17 protein-coding genes are annotated in these 21496 nt (G+C 70.0%); 8 read left to right on the top strand and 9 right to left on the bottom strand.

The window, feature by feature from the left end:
* Positions 1 to 199: 199 nt before the first annotated feature.
* The 3 genes from WMF39_RS18460 to WMF39_RS18450 all read left to right on the top strand — a co-directional run bounded on the left by WMF39_RS18460 (position 200) and on the right by WMF39_RS18450 (position 2529).
* Positions 200 to 850, top strand: a complete 651-nt coding sequence (locus WMF39_RS18460; protein WP_437746802.1) for a DUF47 domain-containing protein — start codon at positions 200 to 202, stop codon at positions 848 to 850.
* Positions 851 to 860: 10 nt separating this feature from the next.
* Entirely contained in the window at positions 861 to 1871 is a 1011-nt protein-coding gene (locus WMF39_RS18455) for an anion permease (RefSeq protein ID WP_437746801.1), read from the top strand.
* A 73-nt stretch (positions 1872 to 1944) separates the two neighbouring features.
* Positions 1945 to 2529, top strand: a complete 585-nt coding sequence (locus WMF39_RS18450; protein ID WP_437746800.1) for a hypothetical protein — start codon at positions 1945 to 1947, stop codon at positions 2527 to 2529.
* A gap of 16 nt (positions 2530 to 2545) precedes the next feature.
* On the opposite strand, the gene WMF39_RS18445 is transcribed toward WMF39_RS18450, so the two are convergent.
* Positions 2546 to 3499 carry a hypothetical protein gene (locus WMF39_RS18445; RefSeq protein ID WP_437746799.1) on the bottom strand — a complete coding sequence of 318 codons (954 nt, stop codon included), beginning with the start codon at positions 3497 to 3499 and terminating at the stop codon, positions 2546 to 2548.
* A 43-nt stretch (positions 3500 to 3542) separates the two neighbouring features.
* A complete protein-coding gene (locus WMF39_RS18440) occupies positions 3543 to 4532 on the bottom strand; it encodes a cupin domain-containing protein (protein ID WP_437746798.1) in 990 nt (329 codons plus the stop codon).
* Between the two features lie 259 nt (positions 4533 to 4791).
* Here WMF39_RS18440 and WMF39_RS18435 point away from each other — a divergent pair, with 259 nt between their 5' ends.
* Complete coding sequence (locus WMF39_RS18435) at positions 4792 to 5205, top strand: DUF4345 domain-containing protein (RefSeq protein ID WP_437746797.1); 414 nt, start codon at positions 4792 to 4794, stop codon at positions 5203 to 5205.
* A 92-nt stretch (positions 5206 to 5297) separates the two neighbouring features.
* On the opposite strand, the gene WMF39_RS18430 is transcribed toward WMF39_RS18435, so the two are convergent.
* Positions 5298 to 6428, bottom strand: a complete 1131-nt coding sequence (locus WMF39_RS18430) for a hypothetical protein (RefSeq protein ID WP_437746796.1) — start codon at positions 6426 to 6428, stop codon at positions 5298 to 5300.
* 398 nt (positions 6429 to 6826) lie between these two features.
* On the opposite strand from WMF39_RS18430, the gene WMF39_RS18425 reads away from it, so the two are divergent.
* Positions 6827 to 7633 carry a phytanoyl-CoA dioxygenase family protein gene (locus tag WMF39_RS18425; protein ID WP_437746795.1) on the top strand — a complete coding sequence of 269 codons (807 nt, stop codon included), beginning with the start codon at positions 6827 to 6829 and terminating at the stop codon, positions 7631 to 7633.
* Between the two features lie 46 nt (positions 7634 to 7679).
* Here the strand turns inward: WMF39_RS18425 and WMF39_RS18420 are convergent, their stop codons facing one another.
* The 4 genes from WMF39_RS18420 to WMF39_RS18405 form a co-directional block, all read right to left on the bottom strand.
* Entirely contained in the window at positions 7680 to 8621 is a 942-nt protein-coding gene (locus WMF39_RS18420; protein ID WP_437746794.1) for an ABC transporter permease, read from the bottom strand.
* On the bottom strand, positions 8618 to 10120 hold the full coding sequence (locus WMF39_RS18415) for a sugar ABC transporter ATP-binding protein (RefSeq protein WP_437746793.1): 1503 nt from the start codon (positions 10118 to 10120) through the stop codon (positions 8618 to 8620). The genes WMF39_RS18420 and WMF39_RS18415 overlap by 4 nt, the downstream gene beginning before the upstream one ends.
* A 7-nt stretch (positions 10121 to 10127) precedes the next feature.
* Positions 10128 to 11150, bottom strand: a complete 1023-nt coding sequence (locus WMF39_RS18410; protein WP_437746792.1) for an ABC transporter substrate-binding protein — start codon at positions 11148 to 11150, stop codon at positions 10128 to 10130.
* A 237-nt stretch (positions 11151 to 11387) separates the two neighbouring features.
* Positions 11388 to 14159 carry a DUF2961 domain-containing protein gene (locus WMF39_RS18405; protein ID WP_437746791.1) on the bottom strand — a complete coding sequence of 924 codons (2772 nt, stop codon included), beginning with the start codon at positions 14157 to 14159 and terminating at the stop codon, positions 11388 to 11390.
* 121 nt (positions 14160 to 14280) lie between these two features.
* Between WMF39_RS18405 and WMF39_RS18400 the strand changes: the two genes are divergently transcribed.
* Positions 14281 to 15720 (top strand): ADP-ribosylglycohydrolase family protein, encoded by a 1440-nt coding sequence (locus WMF39_RS18400; RefSeq protein WP_437746790.1) that lies wholly within the window; start codon positions 14281 to 14283, stop codon positions 15718 to 15720.
* A 969-nt stretch (positions 15721 to 16689) separates the two neighbouring features.
* A complete protein-coding gene (locus WMF39_RS18395; RefSeq protein WP_437746789.1) occupies positions 16690 to 17901 on the top strand; it encodes a vWA domain-containing protein in 1212 nt (403 codons plus the stop codon).
* Between the two features lie 236 nt (positions 17902 to 18137).
* Here WMF39_RS18395 and WMF39_RS18390 read toward each other — a convergent pair whose 3' ends face one another.
* Positions 18138 to 18965: an endo-1,4-beta-xylanase gene (locus tag WMF39_RS18390; protein ID WP_437746788.1), complete on the bottom strand. Its 828-nt coding sequence runs from the start codon at positions 18963 to 18965 to the stop codon at positions 18138 to 18140.
* Between WMF39_RS18390 and WMF39_RS18385 the strand changes: the two genes are divergently transcribed.
* Positions 18928 to 19392 (top strand): hypothetical protein, encoded by a 465-nt coding sequence (locus WMF39_RS18385; RefSeq protein WP_437746787.1) that lies wholly within the window; start codon positions 18928 to 18930, stop codon positions 19390 to 19392. The two genes, WMF39_RS18390 and WMF39_RS18385, sit on opposite strands and share 38 nt — an antisense overlap.
* A gap of 304 nt (positions 19393 to 19696) precedes the next feature.
* Here the strand turns inward: WMF39_RS18385 and WMF39_RS18380 are convergent, their stop codons facing one another.
* Positions 19697 to 20749 carry a LacI family DNA-binding transcriptional regulator gene (locus tag WMF39_RS18380; RefSeq protein WP_437746786.1) on the bottom strand — a complete coding sequence of 351 codons (1053 nt, stop codon included), beginning with the start codon at positions 20747 to 20749 and terminating at the stop codon, positions 19697 to 19699.
* Positions 20750 to 21496 lie beyond the last annotated feature (747 nt).

Below are 21496 nucleotides of genomic sequence, written 5' to 3'. Positions count from 1 at the left end.
AGGCCCCGGACCACCGCGACCGCCGACGTTCCCCTCGAGACGCCCGTGACCACGGACACGAGGGTAAATTTTTCCTACCCCTCTACACAACGCTTCGATAAGACCTTACACAGCCGCGGCGGCGGCTGCCCGGCGCGAAGCGCCCGCATCGAGCGTCACGTGCTCGTGCTAGGATGCGCCCGCCCGCCAAGAAAGGTCCATGATGTGGCTCGATCGGGTCATCAAATCGCTCTTACCTCGTGAAGAGCACTTCTTCGACTTGCTCGAGCGGGGCGCCGACTGCGCGCTGCAGAGCGCCAACGTCCTCTCGGAGTGCTGCAGCGCCCGGAGCGCCAGCGAGAGGCAAGCCCTGGTCTCGCGGATCACCGACGTCGAGCACGCCGCCGACGCGGTGATCCGCGACGTCTACGACGCTCTCAACAAGACGTTTGTCACGCCGCTCGATCGCTCCGACATCTACGCCCTGGCGACCGACCTCGAGAACGTCTCGGATCGCGTCCACTCCACGATGATGCGGGTCGTGGTCCACGCCATGGAGGATCTCCCGCCGGCGAGCCAGGAGCTCGCCGCCAAGATCCTGGAAGGATGTAGCGAGATCAACAGCGCCGTCAAGCTGCTCCGTGGGATGAAGCGGGTGTCGGAGATATACCGGCATTGCAAGGCCATCGCCAAGCTCGAGCACGACGGCGATCAGATATTCCGCTCGGCGATCGTCGAGCTCTTCAACACCGAGAAGGACGCCATCCACCTCATCAAGCACAAGGAGTTCCTCGAGGGGCTCGAGAACACGCTCGACGCCTGCGATGACGTCGCCAACGCGCTGGAGGCGCTGGTGATCAAGAACGCCTGAGGGGCGCGCCATGAACACTCTCCTCGTCACGCTGACCCTCGTGATCGTGGTCGCGCTCGTCTTCGACTACATCAACGGCTTCCACGACACGGCCAACGCCATCGCCACGGTGGTGAGCACCGGAGTCCTCCCCATCCGCACCGCCGTGCTGCTCGCGGCGCTGTTCAACTTCGGGGGCGCGCTCACCGGCACGGCGGTGGCGAGCACCATCGGGAAAGGGCTCATCGTCCCTTCGGCGGTGACCCAGGTGGTGGTGCTCAGCGCCCTCGTCGGCGCGATCTTCTGGAACCTCTTCACCTGGTATTTCGGTATCCCATCGTCGTCGTCTCACGCCCTCGTGGGCGGGCTCGTGGGCGCGGGCGCCGGGCGTGCGGGCACCGCGGCCGTGCAGGGGGCGGGGCTCTTGAAGGTGGTCAAGAGCCTGATCATCAGCCCCGTCGTGGGCTTCGCGATCTCCTTCCTCGGGATGATCGCCATCTTCTGGATCGTCCGGCGCACCCGGCCGGCGGTGGTCAATCGGCGCTTCCGGATCTTGCAGATGGTCTCCGCGGGCTTCATGGCGCTCTCGCACGGGAGCAACGACGCCCAGAAGACCATGGGCATCATCACCATGGCGCTGGTCGCGTACGGCGCGATCCCCGCGGGCCACGGCGACTTCCATGTGCCGCTCTGGGTGGTCTTCGCCTGCGCGACGGCCATGGCCCTCGGCACGGCGGCGGGCGGGGTGCGGATCATCAAGACCATGGGCACCAAGATCATCGACCTCAAGCCGATTCATGGCTTCGCGGCCGAGACCAGCGCGGCGGCGACCATCTTGACCTCATCGTTCCTGGGGATGCCGGTGTCGACGACACACGTGATCACCGGCTGCATCATGGGCGCAGGCGCGAGCCAGCGGGTGAGCGCGGTGCGCTGGGGCGTGACCACGCGCATCCTCTGGGCGTGGGTGCTCACGATCCCGGTGAGCGCCGTCGTGGCCTGGGCCTGCTATCTCGGGCTCTCGTCGATCCTCGGCGGTTGAGCGTCGCCGCGCCGCCATCGCTGACCGCTGACCGCTGACCGCTGACCGCCGACCGCTTCCCAAGGAGGCCTCCGTGCACCGTCGCCATGCGCTCTGGATCCTGATGCTCTGCCTGGCTCCCCTGCTCGCCGCGTGCGGGCACCCCTGGAAGACCATGCGTGAAGCCGTGCCGAACCCGTTTTACGGCCAGGGGCGCTTCGGGGTCGTCCCGATCGTCTTCTACGGCCTCCAGGTCGGCGACGGCTCCGAGGCCGAGTGGATGGCGGAGAAGGACGCCGAGCAGCAGCAGAGCTGGCAGGAGGACAAGGCGGCGATGAACGAGGAGTTCACGGAGGCGCTGATCGCGACGGCGGCGTCGGAGGGCGTCGCCATCGTCAGGGCGAGGAGCGCAGCCGACGCGCCGTTCTTCCTCCGCGCGAACGTGACGTTCTACGAGCCCGGCATCTTCGCGGTCGTGCTCAACAAGAACACGCGCCTCAAGGCGAAGGTGCAGCTCACCGATCCGGCCGGGGGCGTGTTCGACGAGTTCTTGATCGACACCGCGGTGCCAGCCTCGTTGACCAACCCATCGAGCGGAGGGCGCGCGCGGACCGCGGCGAGCCAGCTCGGGAAGCTCGCCGCGAGGTACATCATCCATCGCGTCCAGGGCGAGGACTGAGCGCCGCGGGGCGCGGTCAGCGCGCGATCTGCGCGAGCGTCGCCTCGGCCGACGGCGCGGCGAGCCCCAGCTCCGTCGCTCCGTAGCGCGCGAGCGCCCGGCGGTCTGCCGGCGAGAGCGGCTGCGCGCGGACCGCCTTCGCCGCCGCGGCGGCGCCCTCACCGCAGGACGCCGGCACGCTCGATCCGTAGCGCAGCGCCCGGTGCGTCCGGATCATCGCGAGCACGTCGAGCGACGCGCCCGCGTAGTGCGCCACCTGATCGAGCAGGAACGTCGCCAGGGGCCGCGGCACGGGCACGCTGTCGAGCGCGTCGGTCAGGCGGAGCTCGTAGACGACACGCTGCTTCGACGGCAGGAACGTGGTCCGGTCGAACGTCGCGTCGCACGACAGGAAGATCTGCGACGTCGGGACCAGCACGCGGACGGACGGGGCCACGTCCCACGCGGCGATCGTGTGGTTCCACGTCGGCCAGAAGAGCCCGACCCCGCGGACGTCGAGCCGGCGCGCGAGCCCGGCGAAGAGCGCCGAGAGCTCGTCGCACTCCGCCGTCGCCGAGGGCCCGGCCGACGACGCGAGCGGAGGGCTCTGCCTCCACGCGGCCCAGATGTGCCAGGCGGTCGGGTTGCGATCGGTGATGCTCCAGCGCAGCCGGAACGGACCGCCGTCGCGCGTCATCTCGAAGAGCGTCCGGACGCGCACGTAGTCGCGGACCCGCCCGGCGCCGCACTCGAGCCCGTGCTCCGCGCAGAAGCGCTCGGCGTCGGGGCGCCGCGCGTCGGCGGCGCACGCGTCGATGCGCTCGCCGAGGCGAGCGGCGAAGTCGCGCATCGGCAGCGCGTCCGGGAGCGCCTGGCTCTCGGTGGCGGCGCAGGTCTCGGCGCGCGCGGGGGCAGCGGGCGCGGTCAGCGCCGCGGCCAGCGCGAGCGCGAGCAGGGAATGCGGTCCGGGGGGCGAGCGGCGGTTCGGCATCCCCCTTCATCGCGCGGCGGCGGCAGAGTGTGACCGGATGCGGTCACGGCCGGGCGCCCGCCCTCGGCGCGTGCTCCGCCGTCGCGGCGCCGCGGCGCACGCTGCCCGGCGGCACGCCGAACGCCCGTTTGAACGCCCTGCAGAACGCCGCCTCGGACCCGTAGCCGACGCGCCGCGCGATGTCCGAGAGGGGCTCCGACGTCTGCTGGAGGTGCGCGCGGGCGAGCTGCATCCGCGACTCGGCCAGGTAATGCATCGCGGGCTCGCCGACCAGCTCGGTGAACCGCGCCGCGAACGCCGAGCGGGACATGCGCGCCTCGCGGGCGAGCGACACGAGGCTCCACGGGCGCTCCGGCGAGCGGTGCATCGCGGACAGCGCGCGCCCCACGTGCTCGTCCCGCATGGCGGCGAGCCAGCCGCGGCCCGCTTCGGGCGACGAGCCGAGCCACGACCGGATGGCCTGGACGACGAGGACATCGGCGAGCCGGGTCATGATCGTCTCCCCGCCCGGGCGGAGGGTGAGGGCCTCACGGGAGATGAGGCGCAGGGTGCTGTGGATCCAGCCGGTGTCCTCGTCGTCCCACGCGTCGATGTGCAAGACCCGGGGGAGCTGCGCGACGAGGCGCCGGGCGACGACGTGATCGAAGCGCATCGCGGCGTACGTGACGTGCGTGACCTCGCCGCCTCCGCCGTGGCGCATGATCTCGTATCGTTCGCTGATCTGCTCGACAGGGATCTCGAACAGCGGCGCCGTGCGCGCGCGGGCGCTGCTGCGAAAGCGGTGCGGCGTACCGTGCGGGATCAGCGTGAGGCTTCCCTGCTGGAGGCGCATCGGCGGCGCCCCGTCGACCTCGAGCCAGCAGTGCCCCGCGGTGATCACCTGGAGCGTCATCAACCCTTCCAGCGAGGGCACGTCGATGCCCCACGGCGCGGAGAGCTCGGCGCGACAGTAGAGGGTGCCCGTCAGCCGCAACAGGTGCAGCGACTCTCCGAGCGGGTCCGGGGCAGGAACGACGCTGCGAGGGCTCGCCACGCGCCACAGCGTGCCCGAGCTTCGACCATACGTCCATCGCTCTTGGACGAACAGCAAACAATGAAAGACTTCCGATGATTGATCGTCCCTTCAGAACGCCGCACGTTGGATGCACCATCCAGCAAGGAGCACCATGCCCAATCGTGCACGCCCCATCCTCGTCATCGGCTCGACAGGTACGACCGGTCGGCGGACCGCGCCCGGCGTCGCGACGATCCCCGTCGCGAGGTGAACAGCGAACCTGCAGGCCCCGCGGCTCGTGACGGCGACGCTGTTCGTCGCCGGCCTGGTGCTCCTCGGGATCGGCGGCGCGTCGCTCGTCGCGCCCGTCGCCTTCCATGCGAGCAGCGGGATCTCGCTCGGCGAGAGCCGCAGCCTGCTCAGCGAGGCACGGGCCGCAGGTGGCTCCCTCCTGGGCGCCGGCGCGGTGATCCTGCTCGGCGCCTTCGTCTCACGGCTGGCGTTCACCGCGAGCGTGCTCGGCGCGGTGATGTACGTCTCCTACGGCCTCTCACGCCTGCTCGGCATGGCCGTGGACGGGATGCCGGCGCAGGAGCTCGTGCTGGCGACCGCCGTGGAGCTGATTCTCGGCCTCCTGTGTGTCGCGGCGCTCGTCGCGCATCGCCGGCACGCGGGCGGCCCGACGCAGGTCGAGGCGCCCCGACGTGGTTGAGGTGGCCCGACCCAGGTTGGGGCAGCCTCGACCCGGGTCGGGCCCCCGGCGCCGCTAGGCGGGCGGCGTCCGCCGGGCGCGACCGGCCGCCCTCACTCGATGGTCGACGCCGTGACCATGATCGGCGTGTCATCGTGATTCGAGATCTGCGGATAGGTCGGGTACCACGACCCGCCGATGTTGTTGGTGATCACCGACCGATCGATGACGATGTTTCCGGAGTGATCGTTGCTCACGAAGAAAATGGCGCTCCCGTGGGCGTTCACCTCGTTTCGCTCGATCCGGGTCCCGCAGAGCGTGAGCGTCATCGTGGTGCCGTCGTTGTAGATGGCCCCGCCGCTGCCGCCGCCCGGCGTCCCGGCCATCGCGGGGTTGCCGCCGTTGCCGAGCGCGCGGTTGTGGGAGAACAGGCTGTTGATGACCGTCCAGGAGACGCCGATGCTGCTGATGCCGCCGCCGTTCGCGCACTCGTTCCCGTAGCCTTCGGCGCCGCCGAAGGTGCTGTTCACCACGTGGAGCGGCAGGCCGTTGTACTGCATGAACGCCCGGATCCCGGCGCCGCCGATGTCGGGGCCGGTCGGATCACACGTGTTGTTGAAGAAGCGTGAGTTGACGACCTTCAGGCGCCCGCCTTGCGCGAAGATGGCTCCGCCGCCCTCGTCGTCATCGTTCGTCGAGTTGCCCCCGAAGAAGGTGAGGTTCTGGACCGTCAGGCGCGGGTGGTCCTGGTTGTCGCAGTTCGGCGTCGTCCAGACCTGCGCCTCGTCGCAGGTGTTCATGTAGAGGATCCGCCGCTGCCCGCCGCCGCTCAAGGTCACGAGCCCGCCGCCGTCGATCACGATCTCGGGACCAGTATCGTTGAAGATCTTCGCCGTCTCCTCGAGGGTGATGGTGATCGGCTCCGGGCCGCAGTCGAATGTGATGATGCCGCCGGCTGCGACGGCGCTGACGACAGCCTCCGAGGTGCAGCTCTCCGGCGTCCCGTCGCCGATCACCGTCGTCGGTGACGACGTGTCGGCGGCCTGAGCCTCGGCCGGAACAGCGCAGCTCCCCTCCGGGTTGCCTGCCGCGGGGCCATCGCCCTCATGCACCGGAGGCTCCGGGGTCGAGCCGCCCGAGCCCGGGCCGGCTCCCGAGGAGCTCGTCGCTCCGGCGCCACCCGTGCCTGTCCCCCCGCCACCCCCATGCTGGTCGTCCCCGCAGGCCACAACCACGGTCGCCATCGACAAGCACAAGATCAGTCCCAGCGATCGCCGCATCACGCCCTCCTCGATCCGAAAGGTCTTGCTCAGCGGCGTGGACACCTCTCGGGCCGCTCGCTCCTCGCGTGGCCAGTCGCCAGCATCATCGCAGAGTACCTCCGTCATGCGGCGGTCCGCTCATCGATCCCACGGCGACCGAAGAGCCCATGGCACACCCGCGACACGGATGTCCCGAGATCACCCTGTGCAGATCCCCTGAGGGCGGCCGCAAACCGAGGCGGAAGCCATGGAGCTCCGCCGCACGGCAAGCGATGTGCAGCCCGAGCCCCTGCCCTCGATCCAGGCGCCGAGGCCGCCTGTGCGCGGCCCACGACGCCAGGCGAGCCCGACCTGGCCCGCTTGCCCCCTCTGGCGCGGCCATGCAGACTGGTCCGCGCGCCATGTTCGAGCTGAACGATCAACAGATCGAGCGCTTCATCGCCGATGGATTCGTCAGGATCGACGCCGCGTTCCCGCGGGTCCTCGCCGACGAGGGCCGCGCCATCCTGTGGCGTGACACCGGGATGGCTCCGCACGATCCGAAGACCTGGACGAAGCCCGTCGTCCGACTCGGGCTGTACGGCCAGCGGCCGTTCGCCGAGGCGGTGAACACGCCGGTGCTGCGGGCCGCGTTCGATCGGCTGGTCGGCCGCGGGCGCTGGCAACCGCTGAACACGCTGGGCACCTTCCCCGTGCGCTTCCCGTCTCCCGACGATCCAGGGGATGCCGGCTGGCACGTCGACGTGAGCTTCGGCACCGAGAACCCCGACTTCATGTCATGGCGCGTGAACGTCGCGTCGCGCGGCCGCGCGCTGCTCATGCTGTTCCTCTTCTCGGATGTCGGCGAATCCGACGCGCCGACGCGCATCCGGGCGGGGTCCCATCTGGACATCGCGCGGCAGCTCGAGCCGGCAGGCGAGCCGGGGCTGACGTTGCGTGAGCTGGCCGCGAACGGCTTCGCCGAGACGGCCCACCGGCCGCAGGTGCTCGCGACCGGCGAGGCGGGAACGGTCTACCTGTGCCACCCATTCCTGGTCCACGCAGCGCAGCCGCACCGCGGCACGCGCCCGCGCTTCCTGGCCCAGCCGCCCCTGCTCCCGACCGAACCGTTGCGGCTCGATCGCGAAGACGGCGAGAGCTCACCCGTCGAGCAAGCCATCCGCGCGGCGCTGCGCGGCGATCTGTGAGCATCGGACACGCCTCGACACACCGGCCGCGCGCGTCGAATCACCGTCAACCCGCGGCGGCGCGCGCCCCGCGCGCGCGCCGCACCCGGTCGACCGCCACGGCGACCACGATGATCGCGCCCGTCGCGATCTCCTGCACCCAGCTCGGCAACCCGAGGTGGACGCCGCCGGTCCGGATGACCGTGATGAGCAGCGCCCCGATCACGCTCCCCGCGACGCTCCCCTCGCCGCCCGAGAGCGGCGCGCCGCCGATGACCACCGCCGCGATGACCTCGAGCTCCAGGCCGATCGAGTCGGTCGGGTCGCCCACCGTCAGCGTCGAGAACTCCATCACCCCCGCGACGCCGGCGAGGAGGCTCGACAGCGTGTACACCGCGATCTTCACGCGCCCCGTGTCGATGCCGCACAGGCGCGCCGCTGCCTCGTTGCTGCCGACCGCGAACACGTGCCGCCCGAAGCGCGTGAACAGGAGCACGGCGAAGACCACGATCGCCAGCGCCGCCGTCATCCACAGCCCGGGCGCGGTGAGGTCGGACGACAGCAGCGCGTCCAGCCCGCGCGGATCCGCGTCGATCTTCTGCTCGGACGCGAGCCCCTTCGCCGCGCCGCGCAGCGCGCTCATCGTGCCCAGCGTCACGACGAAGGGCACCATCCGCGCCCGCCCCACGAGCGTCCCTACGAGGGCGCCCACGAGGCCCGCCGCCGCCGCGGCGACGAGCGCCGCCGGGAGCGCCGGCACCCCCGCGCGCAGGAGCTTCGCGAGGACGACCGTCGTGAACGCGACGAGCGAGCCCGTGGAGAGGTCGATCCCGCCGGTCGCGATGACGAGCGTCATGCCGACGGCGCAGATGCCGACCACCACCGTCTGCCGCGCCATCGTGAGCAGGTTCTGGCTGCGCAGGAACGTGTCGGGCGTCAGCGCCGCGAAGAGCGCGTAGACGAGCAGCAGCGCGACGAGAGGCCCCACCCACGGCGGACGCTTCTTCACGAGGATGCCTCCAGGAGGAGCGACGCCTCGGTCCATGACGACGCGGGCCGCGGCGGGTCGAGGGTCCCCCGGCGGAGGACCGCGATGCGATCGCAGGTCGTGACGAGCTCGTCGAGCTGGCTCGACACGAGCACGATCGCCTTGCCGGCGCGCGCCAGATCCCGGAGCAGCGCCAGCACCTGCGCCTTGCTCGCCACGTCGATGCCGCGCGTCGGCTCGTCGACGAGGAGCACGTCGAAGTCCTCGCGGAGCAGCCGCGCGATCTGGACCTTCTGCTGGTTGCCGCCCGAGAGCTCGCCGGCGCGCTGCTCCGGCCCACGTGCGCGGATCGCGAGCTCCTCGATCCAGCGCGCGCCCTCCGAGAGGACCGATCTCGGCCTGGCGAAGCGCGGGGCGCGCCGCGAGAGCCAGACGTTCTCGGCGAGCGAGCGGCCGAGCATCAACCCTTCCCCGCCGCGATCCTCGCTCAGCAGGCCGATCCCGCGAGGAGCGCGCAGCGCGACCGTCCCGCCGCGCCTCGGATCGAGCCCCGCGAGGATGCGGAGGAGCTCCGTCCGCCCCGAGCCCACGAGGCCGGCGATGCCAAGGATCTCCCCCCGGCGCAGCGTCAGCGACGCGCGCTTCGGCCGCTTCACGCCGGAGACGCCCTCGGCCTCGAGCACCACCTCGCCGCCGTCCGGGCGCGCCGCCTCGGGTACGGCGCTCGCGCGCGAGTCATCGAGCGCGCGGCCCAGCATCTCTCGGACGATCTGCGCCGGCTCGATCTCGCGCGGATCGCCCTCTCCCGCGACGCGGCCGTCGCGGAGCACCGTGTAGCGATCGGCGTGCGCGCGCACGTCCGAGAGGAAGTGGGTCACGAGCAGCACCGCGAGGCCGGCGTCTCGCAGGGCGCCGACGCGCTCGAACAGGCGCGCGGCGTCCGACTGGCCCAGGCTCGATGTCGGCTCGTCGAGGACGAGGAGCCGCGCCGCGAGCCGCCCGTCCTCGCGGAGGCCGCCCTGCGCGAGCGCCCGCGCGATCTCGACGAGCTGCTGATCGGCGACGCCGAGCTCCCCGGCCCGCGCGTCGAGCGGCACGCGGCCCGGATCGGCGGTGACGAGCGCGATCGCCGCCCGCGCCACGGCGCGCGCGCGCGAGCGGTCCCGGATCCCGAGCCGCGCGCGCGCGAGCGGCTCGATCCCGAGCATCACGTTGTCGACGACCGTGAGGTGGGCGCAGAGCGTCCGCTCCTGCGGCACCAGGACGACGCCCGCGCGGCGCGCCTCCTCGGCCGACGCCGGCGCGTACCGCGCCCCTCCGAGCAGGATCGCGCCCGCGTCCGCGCGCTCCATGCCGAGCAGGACGCGCGCCAGCGTGCTCTTGCCCGCGCCGTTCTCGCCGAGGAGCGCGTGAATGCTCGCGGGCGCTACCCGCAGCGAGACGTCGCGCAGCACCGGGTTCGGTCCGAACGCCTTCGCGAGGCCGGTCACCTCGAGGAGGGGCGCGCGCTCTCCGCCCACGGGCCGCTCACTCCCCGAGCCACCTGGCGAGGTCGGGTCTCACGATCTCCTGCACCGCCGGGTCGTCGAGGTCCTGCCTCGTGACGACGCGCGAGCCCGTGTCGATGCGCGCCTCGACCTTCTCTCCGTGGAGGTGCGCCACCATCGTCTTGACCGCGACGTACCCCATGTTGAACGGGTTCTGCACGACGAGCGCCTCGACGTCGCCCTCGCGCAGCGCGCCGAGGAGCTTCTCCGACGCGTCGAAGCCGACGAACTTCACCTTCCTCGCGACGTTCGTCTTGCGGAGCGCCTGAAGCATCCCGAACGTCGTCGACTCGTTCGGCGTGAAGACCCCGGCGATGGCCCCTTCCGCCGCCCTCTGCGCGAGCAGCAGGCTCTCGCTCTTGTGGAACGCGGACTCCGTGGTCGCGCCGCCATACTGGTTCTCGCTCGCGACCGTGACGCCGGCCATCGCGCGGACCGCGTCGAGGAACCCCTTCTCGCGGTGCTGCGTGCTCGCCGAGCCCTCCTGGTAACGGAGCACGACGACCTTGCCGTTCTCGCCGATCGCCTTGCCGAGGTGCTCACCGGCGAGCCTCCCGGCCGCCTCGTTGTCGGTCGCGACGAAGCTCACGTGATCGTCGCTGGCGAGATCGGAGTCGAACACGACCACCGGGATCTTCGCCTGCCTCGCCGCCCGCACCGGCGCCCTCAGCGCCGTGGCGTCGAGCGGCGCGAGCACGATGCCGGACACGCCTTGCGCGACGAAGCTCGAGACGACATCGACCTGCGCCTTGAGGTCGTCCTCCCGGAGCGGCCCTTTCCACACGATGTCGACGTCGAGCTCGCGCGAGGCCTTCACCGCGCCTGCGTGCACGCTCTTCCAGAACTCGTGTGTCGTCCCCTTCGGCACGACAGCGATGCGGAGGCGCGCGCCGCCCGTCGCGCCCGCGCCCGCATCCGTCGACGTCGTCGCCGATGACGACGTCTTGGAGCACGCGGCGAGGACGGCAATCGCGAACGCGCACACGACGACATGGACGCTCATGGGCGCGAGGATAGTCGACGGATCGCGGCCACGCTCGCGGGGGCGAGCATGTCGTCGGCGGAGTTCCGTCCGACAAGCACCATGGGAGTTCTCGGCTGCGTCCGGCGCAGGCAAGCTCATCCCGCGCGACGCTCGCCTGCAGCTCGTCATTCACCCGGGTCGAACCGGCGAGCGGGCGCGCGCATCGACCCGGGTCGGACGGCGCCGCTCAGTCAGCTCGGCGGCGCCGCCTTCGCCTCAGAGGCCGAAGAGCTCCTGGAGAAACACGCCGCCCTTCCCTGCCCCTGCGTGCGTGAAGAACAGGCGCCCCGCCTCGAAATCGCCCCCCTCCGCGACCCACTCGGCCGCGTGGGCGCGCAGCCGGGCGACGGCGTGCGGCGGGAACGCGAACGGCGAGCGCGAGCGGTAGACGAACGTGGCGTCGTAGTCGACAGGATAGCTGGTGAGCGTCAGGTAAAACCACCCTTTCCGCTCGAACACGAAGGGCGACTCGGTATAACCGCTGTTGCGCATCGCCGTCTCCGGCCCGAGCGTGAGCGCCATGGCCGGCGGGCTCCAGTGGAAGAGATCCAGCGACGTGCGGTAGGCGACGCCGCTCAGGGGCGACTCGATCGACGTGCAGCGCGTATAGTACACCACCCACAGATCGCCGAGCCGGGCGAGCATCGGATCGCGGGCGACGCAGATGTCCTCGAAGAGCGTCCCTCCCTCGCGGCTCCAGGTGAAGCCGTCGCGCGAGCGCGCGATCCGGAAGCCGGATCGGTCGGGGTCGTGCGTGCCGACATGAAAGATCATGACCAGGCTGCCGTCCCGGTCCTGGACCATGTGCGGGGCCCAGATCCAGCGCTCGTCGGAGAGGGCGCGAATCGAGAAGCGCTCCGGAGCCAGCGTGAGGCTCGGTGAGACGGATTCCATCCAGCTCACCGGCCCAGGTCCAGGCGAGGTGGCGAGGACGAACTCGCGCTCGGTGTCCGGTCGATAGGGCTCGCGGTGAAAGATCCCGGTGAGGATCCAGCGACCGTCGGCGAGCTGGATCATCGAGTGATCGTTCACATAGAACGGCCCCCCGAGGAGGCTCTTCGTATCGAAGATCTTCACCGCGGGCCCCTGCGTGAGCTGAGGCGCGGGAGGTCCGGAGAAGAACCGCAGCGTGTAACCCCGCTCGCTCCACGGCGCCGGGGAGCCTGTCGCGTCGATCTCGAGGAGCGGGCGCTCGCCTGCGCCGCACTGTTCGGGGAGGAGGTCTATCCACAGCGCGTCCTCGGCGAGCGACCGGACGGGGTTCGCCTGCATCTCGTGGAGCACGCCGACCTCCCGCCCGTCGAGCCTCACACGCGCCGTCTGGGGGGCGTTCGCCGCGGAGTACGCGCGGAGCAGCAACAGGCCGCGCGCATCGGACGGGCACGCGACCTCGATCCGGGTGATCCCGCGGCCCTCGCTGGACCAGGATCGCCGCCGGAGCTCCAGCCGCTCGGCGTCGACGGCCGAATGCACGAGCCGCCGCCGCCCGGACGCACGGACCTTCTGCTCACCGATCACCTGATGTTCCGGGAATGCGTAAGAGAGGCCCAGCGAGCGCACCCGCAGCGGTGTGTAGGCGCCGGTCGGCCCGGCCTCCATGCCGAAGCGCAGACCGGAGCGGCTCACGATGGGATCGGCCACGTGCAGGCGGTACAGGGAATGGACGAACGTGGCGTTCTTCCATCCATCCTCGGGATCGACGACGAGGAAGCGGAGCAGCCCGCTGAAGGCGTTATGGTGCGCGCCCAGGAAATAGAAGCCTCCGTTGAAATAGTCCTCGGTGCCGGTCCCTATCTGCAGCGGGTGCGACATCCCGTCGGTCCGGATCATCTCGTCGCCCTCGAGGTACGTCCGGTCGTTCGGTCGGCCGCCGCTGATCTCCTCGAGAAGCGCGACGAACTGGAGCGGCTCATCGCTCTCGAAGAGGGGCATCGTCGTCTCGCGTCCGGGGGCCATCTGATCGCGGTATTGCGCGATCAGCCGCACGCCTCGGCGGGCGGGCGCGACGTCGACGGCCGCCTCGACACCCGCGATCTCCTGCCCGGGCGCGGCCTCGAGCGAGAGCACCTCGCCTTCGGCCAGCGGGATCGGCAGGCGCGTCGCGAGCCTGCCCGCCCCTGCGGCGTCGGGCGTCCAGGCGGCGTGCAGCGCGCTCCTGAAGGTGGTCCATCCGCCGTCGGCGTCGGTGCCCGAGCTGGCGAGGCCGAAGAAGAACGACGCTGGTATGGGCGGCTGTCCGCCGATCCTCACCGACAGGTCGTTCAAGCTCCCCGCCGGGATGTGAACGTCGACCCCTGATACGGTCGCGGGGCCAGCCGCCAGGACGAGCGGCGCGCTGGCGCTCAGGCTCTCCCGACGCGGCGGGGCAAGCAGGGTGGCTGTCCAGTCCTCCGTCATGAATCGCGACAGCTCCTCGGGCGTCGGTCCCGACGCGGCCCCGGGGCCCTCGCGGTACGTGATCTGGTAATAGATGGGAACGCCCCGAAAGAGGACCTTGGCCTCGCTCGACCAGGCGAAGGGGACGTAGCTGGTATACGCGCCCGAGCTCGCGTCCACGTCGAGCACGAGAGGTGATCTCCAGGGGCCCCTGCCCCCGAAGAAATCGCCGGGCGACCCGCGGAACGCTGTGTGTCCGTCGATCTCGATCCAGATCTCCTGGTCCGGCCTCTCGAGCTCCGCGCGGGGGGCGGTCATCCAGATGCGCGCGATTCTCCCCTCCCCGCGGGCATGGAACAGGACCCGGTGCTCCCCCTCGAGCGCGACCCCCGGGCGATATCCATCATCGTTGCCCCCTGCAGGGTCATGCGTGGTCACGCTCCGTGTCATCCACCCGGGATGAAAGGAGAGGAGATCCTCCAGCACCGGCGTGATCGACGCGGCGCCCGGCGCGATGGCGAGGGACGCGCCGAGGAGATGGCGGGCCGCGCTCGAGACAAGGCGGTCCAGGAGCGCGCGTGCGCCGCGCCCGTCGAGACTTCCGGCGTTCATGATCGAAACCTAATGGCGCGAACGACGCCAGGGGAGCGGGCTCGGCGAGGCACCACGCTTGCACCGCCGCGAAGCGAGGACATGCGCGACGCACCGATCGCGCACTCGAGGGGGGTAATTCATGCGCACCCGCCGCGATCGACGCCCTGTCGAAGGCTCGCCCAGCTTCGGGCCACGCGCATGCGCGCGAGGCCTCCTGCTCGCGCTCCTCTCTCTATCGCCGCTCGCGGGCGCCGGCGACGCGCCGCGCCGCGCGCTCGCCGCTCCCATGGAGCAACGGGACGCCCCGGGAATGTCCCCGAGGCCGCCGCTCCAGCTCGATCGCGCGGCCTACGCCGAGCGGCTCCGCGCGATGTGGATTGGCGCGTGCATCGCCAACTGGACAGGGCTTCGCACGGAGGGCGTCCGCATCGAGCGCCCCTTCTTCACCGACGCTGACTGGGGAAAGCCCCTGGGGCGCGACGGGGCGCCGATCGACTTCGTCGTCCTCGACCCCTGCCCTGCCGACGATGACACCGACATCGAGTATGTCTACCTCCACCTCATGACCGAGGCGGGGACGCTCTTCCTCTCCCCCGAGCGAATCCGGGACGGATGGCGCGCGCACATCAACGACTTCATCTGGGTCTCCAACCGGAGGGCGCGCGATCTCCTCGAGCGCGGCGTGCTGCCCCCCGCGACGAGCGATCCGGCGCTCAATCCGGACGCGCTCCAGATCGACGCCCAGCTCACCACGGAGATCTTCGGCGCCCTCGCGCCCGGCATGCCGGATCTGGCGCTGCGGATCGCCGACCTCCCCATCCGGACCACCGCGCGCGATCACGCCGCGCACGCCGCGCAGTTCCATGTCCTCCTCTTCTCGCTCGCGGCGACCGTCGATCTGGAGAAGCCGCGGCGACAGGAGATCGTGCGCATCGTCCGTGAGGCCAGGGGCTATCTGCCGGCGGAGTCCAAGGCCGCCGACGTCATCGACTTCGTGCTGTCCGCCTATCTATCGACCAGCGATCGCGCCGAGGATCGCGACGGCTGGGAGCGCGCCCGCAATGCCATTGCGGATCGCTACCAGGAGCGAGCCTCGGCGTATGGCTTCGTCTATCGGGGGTTCACGGAATCCGCGATCAACCTGGCGACCGCGACGCTGGCCCTCCTGTTCGGTGAGGGGAGCTTCCGGCGCACCGTACAGATCGGTACCCTGTCCGGCTGGGACTCCGACAACGGCACGGCGACCATGGGCTCGCTCGTTGCGCTCATCGGCGGGATGGAGGAGCTGCGCCGCGCCTTCCCCGGCGCGCGCCTGTCCGACCGTTATCGTATCCACCGCACGCGCCCCACCCTGCCGGACCGGCTTCCGCAAGATCGCGAGGCCGAGGACACCTTCACGGACGTGGCGAGGAGGATGGCCGCGCTGGTCGACCTCGCCGTGCAGGAGCGAGGCGGCCAGGTCGAGCCGACCCGATGGGTCGTTCCGCCGGGATCCCGACGGGGCACGGCGCGGTCGCCTGGCCGCCTTCCAGGCGCTCGCAGCCCTCGCCGAACGGCGGCTCCACCGACTTGTCCTTGAAGACGTCGAAATACGCCTGGGCCGCGGCGATCAGCTGTTCCCGCGTGCTGCGCTGCTCTTCAGGCAAGACGTCCCATGTCTGGTCCTTCGAGTCGAGGTACCCCTGGGCGTCGAACAGCCAATCGCCGTTCCACATTGCTCGGTGTCGACGAGGTACCGGTGCAGCTTGACCGGTCCAGCGGTCTTCCAGAGGCCCTCTCCGATCGGCACCTCCTCGGTATTCTGCGTGCCCTCCGCAAGGAAGCCCCTTGCCAGCACACGGCGGAATCTTGCCTCGAATCGTCGCGGACGTCGATACACCGCTCGGGGAAATACTCGAGTTCTCTCCCAGCGCGCCGCAGCGCGACCGGGGCAATTCGACACGTGGATGAATCTTTGGGTGTGGTCAATTTTCAAGGCGACCGGTGAACTCGAGCTGCTCTTGACGACCAACACGTGCAGCGTCGCTGCACGATGAAGACGTCCACCGCAAGCAGCTCCGGCGACAATTCTGACACCCCGACGAGCGACCTTTGCACGCGGCGCGACACGGACCACCGCGCGGGCCGCTCTGCCAAGTCCAGGACCGCTGCGTTTGCCCCTCGGATCCCGGCGGCCTCTGCGCAACGAGGGCGCGCAACGCTCCCGCGCCGCTGAGCCCGCGCCATGAGGGACGGCGCGGCCCTGCACCCGCGACGCCCGGATGTGAGATTTCACGCCGACGACCATGCCGGTTGCGTGAACGGGGGCGCATTGCGCGATGACGACGGCGACTCGACGCTGCGTCTTTTCGGACCGTATCCCGCGCAAAGATCAGCGTCATCGACTATACTCGTCATCGATCCCGGGGCTCCGCCGAGGCATGCACTGGAAAATTCCGCCTCTGGAGACCTCTCGTTGCTAACTAACTTCGTGCCCGCGGACCGCGCTGGCACGCGTTCCAGTAGGAGTCGGCTCATGAGATTGCCTAGGACAGCCATTGCATTGCCAATGGTGGCTTTGATCGGCGCGGCGTGCGGCGGGGCCAACGATGGCGGCGGGGACAGCGCTGGCTCCCAGAGCAGCACCGGCTCCGGCGCCGGCGCCGGCTCGGGCTCGGGCTCCGGCACCAGCACCAGCACCGGCTACGACGACACCTTCGGCAACGGAAGCGGCGAGGGCTCGAGCGGGAGCTCCGGCACGACCGGAAGCAGCAGCGGGGGCTCGACGGGCGCGGGGGAGGCGTGCGCCACCCAGTCGTCCCAGGCCGGGTTTCAGCAGGTGTACCTCGTGTTCGCGTTCGACGTATCGGCCAGCATGACAGCGAGCGACGTGGAGTGGCGCAGGAAGGATCTCAAGTGGGATCCCGTCGTGGCCGCGACGAAGCAGTTCTTCGTGGATCCCGCGTCCGCCGGGTTCAGGGCGTCGCTCACGTTCTTCCCGGGCGCGGCTCAGACGACTCAGGCGTGCCAGGCCGCCGGCTACTCGACCCCGGATGTCCCGATGACGCCGCTGCCCTCCCCGGCGTTCGGCGAGGCGATCGACGTCATCGAGCCGGAGATCAGCGACAGGCTCTCGTGGCGCACCAGCACGCCGACGGCATTCGCGGTCCAAGGCATCGTCGATTTCATCGAGGCGCAGCGCCAGCAGAACCCCGGGAAATATGCGATCGTGCTCGTGACGGACGGCTATCCGGAAGGGTGCCGGCAAGGCAACACGCTCCCGGACGTCGTGAGCAGCGTCGAGGCCGCGCTCTCCAGCAACATCTCGACCTTCGTGATCGGGGTCGACAGTCCGCAGGGGGAAGGCGCGCCGCCCAGCCTCACCAACCTGCACGAGATCGCCGCTGCGGGCGGCACGGGAGAGGCGTCCATGCTGAACACCGGCGATCCCGCGCAGACGACGGCCGCGTTCAAGACCGCGATCGAGAAGATCCGCGGCGCCGCCGTCTCGTGCACGATCCCGATCCCGCCGCCGCCCGACGGGAGGAGTTTCGACAAGCAAAAGGTCAACGTGACCTACACGAGCGCCACGACCAACATGCCGACGACCCTCACGTATGACCAGGCCTGCGCGGCCACGGGGACATGGCGCTACGACGACCCTGCGACCCCGACGGCGATCATCCTCTGCGACGATACGTGCGCCGTGGTCCAGGCCGACGTCGAGGTCTCCCTGGGCGTCGACTTCACCTGCGAGGACGTGATCCAAGTGCCCCAGTGATCGACGACGCTCGCTGACCGACACGGGTCTTCGCGAGGAGGCGCCGGCCAGCTGCTCGCCTCCCGATACGCAGCCAGCGAGTGGGTTCACGATCCAAGATCGGGTCGTGAACCCGGCTCAGGTCAGAGAGACTGACGCAGACCTGGAGAGAGCGCGCCGGCATCCGTACGAGATGCGGGCGCACCCGAGCTCCTTCGGTCGAGGGAGCTCGTCCAGCTCAGCGCGTCGGCTCCGCGTCAACCACCACGGTCCAGGAAGTCCATCAGCCACTGCATCGCCGGCCGCATGGTGCCGTTCTCCTGCTGGAGGCCGGTGCCGTTCCTCCAGGTCTTGCCGACGATGTAACCCCACAGGGTGATCCCCGGGATCTTGGGGTGATTCCAGAACATGGTGAACTGCTCCTCCATGATCTGCTTCTGCCTGTTGTCGTTCGCTTCGCCGATGTCGTACTCGGTGATGTACACGGGCTTGCCCAGCTCGGCGAGCGAGTCGATGTACCCCTTGACCGTGTTGGTGTTGATCTTGAAGGCGTCGTGCGCCTGCGCGCCGAGGGCGTCGACCGGGGCGCCCGCCTCGATCACCTTCTTCGCGATGTCCTTGAAGTGCCTGTGCTCGTTCTCATACTCGATGTTGTTGTAGTCGTTGAGGATCAGAACGGCGTTCGGGCAGAACTCGCGAGCCCACTTGAAGGAGTTGACGATCCAGTCCCAGCCGCTGGCGCCGTTGCCGCCGAGGCCGGCCGTGTATGAAGGCGTGGTGTGGGGCGGCGGCTCGTTGACGACGTCGATGTACTTCGTGTCCGGGTAGCGCTTGCAGAACTCCTCCATCCAGCTCCGCACGGCCTTCTTCTGCTCATCCGGCGAGAGGCTCCCGACCCAGGAGGGTTGCTGGCTGCCCCACACAAAGACGTGGTGCTTGAAGATGATCTTGTTGTCCTGCGCGTACTTGTAGGTCCTGTCGAGCGAGCTCCAGTTCTTGTTCCCGCGGGAGCTCTCGACGGAGCCCCACTTGCCCTCGTTCTCGGGCGTGATCTGGTTCCAGTACTTCGCGAAGCCGTCGCGCACGGCGCCGCTCGTCGTGATGTTGCCGACGAACTTCCCCTCGGGCTCGGTTCCGCCGGTTCCGGTCGACGCGCTGGTCGACGAGCTGGTCGAAGCGTCCCCGCCGCCGACCCCCGTGGTCGCGCCGCCGGAGGTGGCGCTGGTCGTCGCGGGATCGCCCGAGCTGCTGCTGGTGGCAGGGCCGACGCCGGTCGTCGTGCTGGCGCTGGAGCTGCTGTTCGTGCCGTTGCTGGAGCTCGTGCTGGCGCTGGTGCCGGTGCTCCCCGCCCCGCCCGAGCCGCCCACGCCGTCGTCAACCCCCTCGCCCCCATCGCCACATCCAAAGAGGGTCGCCATTCCGAGCGCGATCCAAGCCGTGCTGCACAGCAATCGAGAAGAACGCATCTTGTTCATGTTGGACTTCCGCAAGTCGGACGATTGTCGTTGGTGAAGCTGGGAGCGAGAAAGCCGAGGGGCAGCGGCACGAACGGCGGCGCCCACACTCAGCGATGCGCACGCCGTGCAACTCGCGACGGATGATTCCCGCCACACCTGGAAGTGATCACGACACGCGCGCGAAGCCTCCTACATTTCAAGTTCCCAGCTGATAGGAAACGTGCATCGACAGCGCATGTTGCAATCATGAAGCAACTTTGCGATTCAAGCGGCAGCCCAGCTCGGTACCGCTGGCTTGACCGCTCAAGGCCCGGTCCGAGAACACATCACGGAGCCGGTACGGTAGAGCGCGCACGGTCTCACCGGCGCCGGGGGACGGCCGTGCTCTTGCGCACGACGAGCTCGGTCTCGACCACGACCCGCGACCACGAGCGCTGGCCGCTCTCGATCTGCCCGAGCAGGACGTGGAGGCACCGGCGCCCGAGCTCGGAGAAGTCCTGGCGCACCGTGGTGAGCGGCGGCGTGAAGTAGGCCGCCTCCGGGATGTCGTCGAAGCCGACGACGCTGATGTCGCGCGGCGTCTCGCGCCCGTTCTCGTAGAGGAAGCGGAGGAGGCCGAGCGCCATCTGGTCGTTGGCCACGAACACGGCGGTGACGCCCGGCGTGCGCGTCAGCTGCGGGGCGAGCTCGTAGCCGGAGCGCGCGCTCCAGTCCCCCCGCAGGAGCGGCGGGATCTCCGCGCCGGCCGCCTGCAGCGCCGAGCGCCAGCCGTCGATGCGCTGGTCGGCCTCGAGCCAGTCGGTCGGGCCGGCGATGTGCCACACGGTCTTGTGGCCCAGATCGAGCAGGTGGCGCGTCGCGGACACGGCGCCCCCGAGCTGGTCGACCGCGACCACCGGCACCGAGTCGTCCGGACCGCCCTCGACCGCGACCACCGGCACATCGGAGGTGACGTGGCGCAACGCGTCCACCGCCGACCGCTGCGGGGCGATCACGACGATGCCGTCGGCCCCCTGGTCGCGCAGCCGCTGCACGGCCTCCAGCACCGGCGCGCGGCTGAACGACTTCAAGCTGGCGATGCTCACGCCGTAACCCGCGTCGTGCGCCGCCTCCTCGAGCCCCAGGAGCGTCGACGCCGGACCGTAGAGCGTCGTGTCGAAGCTGACCACGCCGAGCGTCCGCGACCGCCCGGTGACGAGCGCCTGCGCCACCGAGCTGGGCCGGTAGTCGAGCTGGCGGATCGCATCCAGCACCCGCTCCCGCGTGTCGCGACGCACGTGGGGGCTGTCGTGCAGGACCCGCGAGACCGTCTGATACGAGACGCCAGCGAGCTTGGCCACGTCGACCATGACCGCGGCCCGCCGCCCGCCGCCCCGCTTGACGCGGCGCTCCGGAAGAGATTTGTCAGCCATCGGCGCGGGAGGATAGTCGCGGGCCGGTCGATTGGAACGGAGTTCTTCAACGTGAGCGTTCACAAACTGGTCGGGGTTCTTCATTTCACTCGGCTTTCGCGTCACTGGGCGGGTGCGCGCCGGGGATCGTCCCCCTCGGGATCGAGCGCGGCACCGACGCTGATCGTTCGTCGTCGTAGATGCCATTCCCGGTGGGGCCGCGATCGATCCCGCAGATTTCACGCCGGCTGTCACATCGGGCCTATGCGAACGGCATGCCGGCGTCTGCCGGCGGGCGAGGCCACCTCGACCAGGTCCGCAGCCCGGCCTCTCCTCCCCTGAGGTCGGCGCTCCGGAGGAGCGCCGACGGCCCTCCTGCTCAACCGGTTCAGAAATCGTTAGGTGCCAGTCGATTCCAGTTGACACCAGCTATGTGAACGTTCACAATTCAGGAGACATCCTTAGGCATTGCGCCGGCTAGGTCGTCGTCGTACGTCTACGCACCGGGGCATTCGTCATTGATGTCAGCGCGGGGAGAGGCGGCTGGTCTGACCTGCTGCTCGTGCGCTCGCCTCACACGCCATGGCCAACCAGGGTCGGCCCGCGCGGCAGCGGCGGTTCGTGAAGGTGTTACGCGGTGCGGCGCCAGATCATCTAGCGCAGCCCCGGACGTCAGCAAGGCACTTTTTCACACAGCAGGGCGGACTCACAGGAGGGATCGTGTGAAATTATCTTCTTTATTGGCTGCCGCCTTGGGGCGCGCGCCCC

The sequence above is a fragment of the Sorangium sp. So ce1504 genome, assembly GCF_051521635.1.
In the GTDB taxonomy this organism is placed as follows: domain Bacteria; phylum Myxococcota_A; class Polyangia; order Polyangiales; family Polyangiaceae; genus Sorangium; species Sorangium cellulosum_B.
The sequence above is the reverse complement of the archived record's forward strand: the minus strand, read 5'-3'. Positions and strand labels throughout refer to the sequence as shown.

Coding starts and splice junctions, on each gene's coding strand:
- WMF39_RS18460 (WP_437746802.1), top strand. CDS start 200: ATGATGTGGCTCGATCGGGTCATCAAATCGCTCTTACCTCGTGAAGAG.
- WMF39_RS18455 (WP_437746801.1), top strand. CDS start 861: ATGAACACTCTCCTCGTCACGCTGACCCTCGTGATCGTGGTCGCGCTC.
- WMF39_RS18445 (WP_437746799.1), bottom strand. CDS start 3,499: ATGCCGAACCGCCGCTCGCCCCCCGGACCGCATTCCCTGCTCGCGCTC.
- WMF39_RS18430 (WP_437746796.1), bottom strand. CDS start 6,428: ATGGCGACCGTGGTTGTGGCCTGCGGGGACGACCAGCATGGGGGTGGC.
- WMF39_RS18425 (WP_437746795.1), top strand. CDS start 6,827: ATGCAGACTGGTCCGCGCGCCATGTTCGAGCTGAACGATCAACAGATC.
- WMF39_RS18410 (WP_437746792.1), bottom strand. CDS start 11,150: ATGAGCGTCCATGTCGTCGTGTGCGCGTTCGCGATTGCCGTCCTCGCC.
- WMF39_RS18405 (WP_437746791.1), bottom strand. CDS start 14,159: ATGAACGCCGGAAGTCTCGACGGGCGCGGCGCACGCGCGCTCCTGGAC.
- WMF39_RS18400 (WP_437746790.1), top strand. CDS start 14,281: ATGCGCACCCGCCGCGATCGACGCCCTGTCGAAGGCTCGCCCAGCTTC.
- WMF39_RS18395 (WP_437746789.1), top strand. CDS start 16,690: ATGGTGGCTTTGATCGGCGCGGCGTGCGGCGGGGCCAACGATGGCGGC.
- WMF39_RS18380 (WP_437746786.1), bottom strand. CDS start 20,749: ATGGCTGACAAATCTCTTCCGGAGCGCCGCGTCAAGCGGGGCGGCGGG.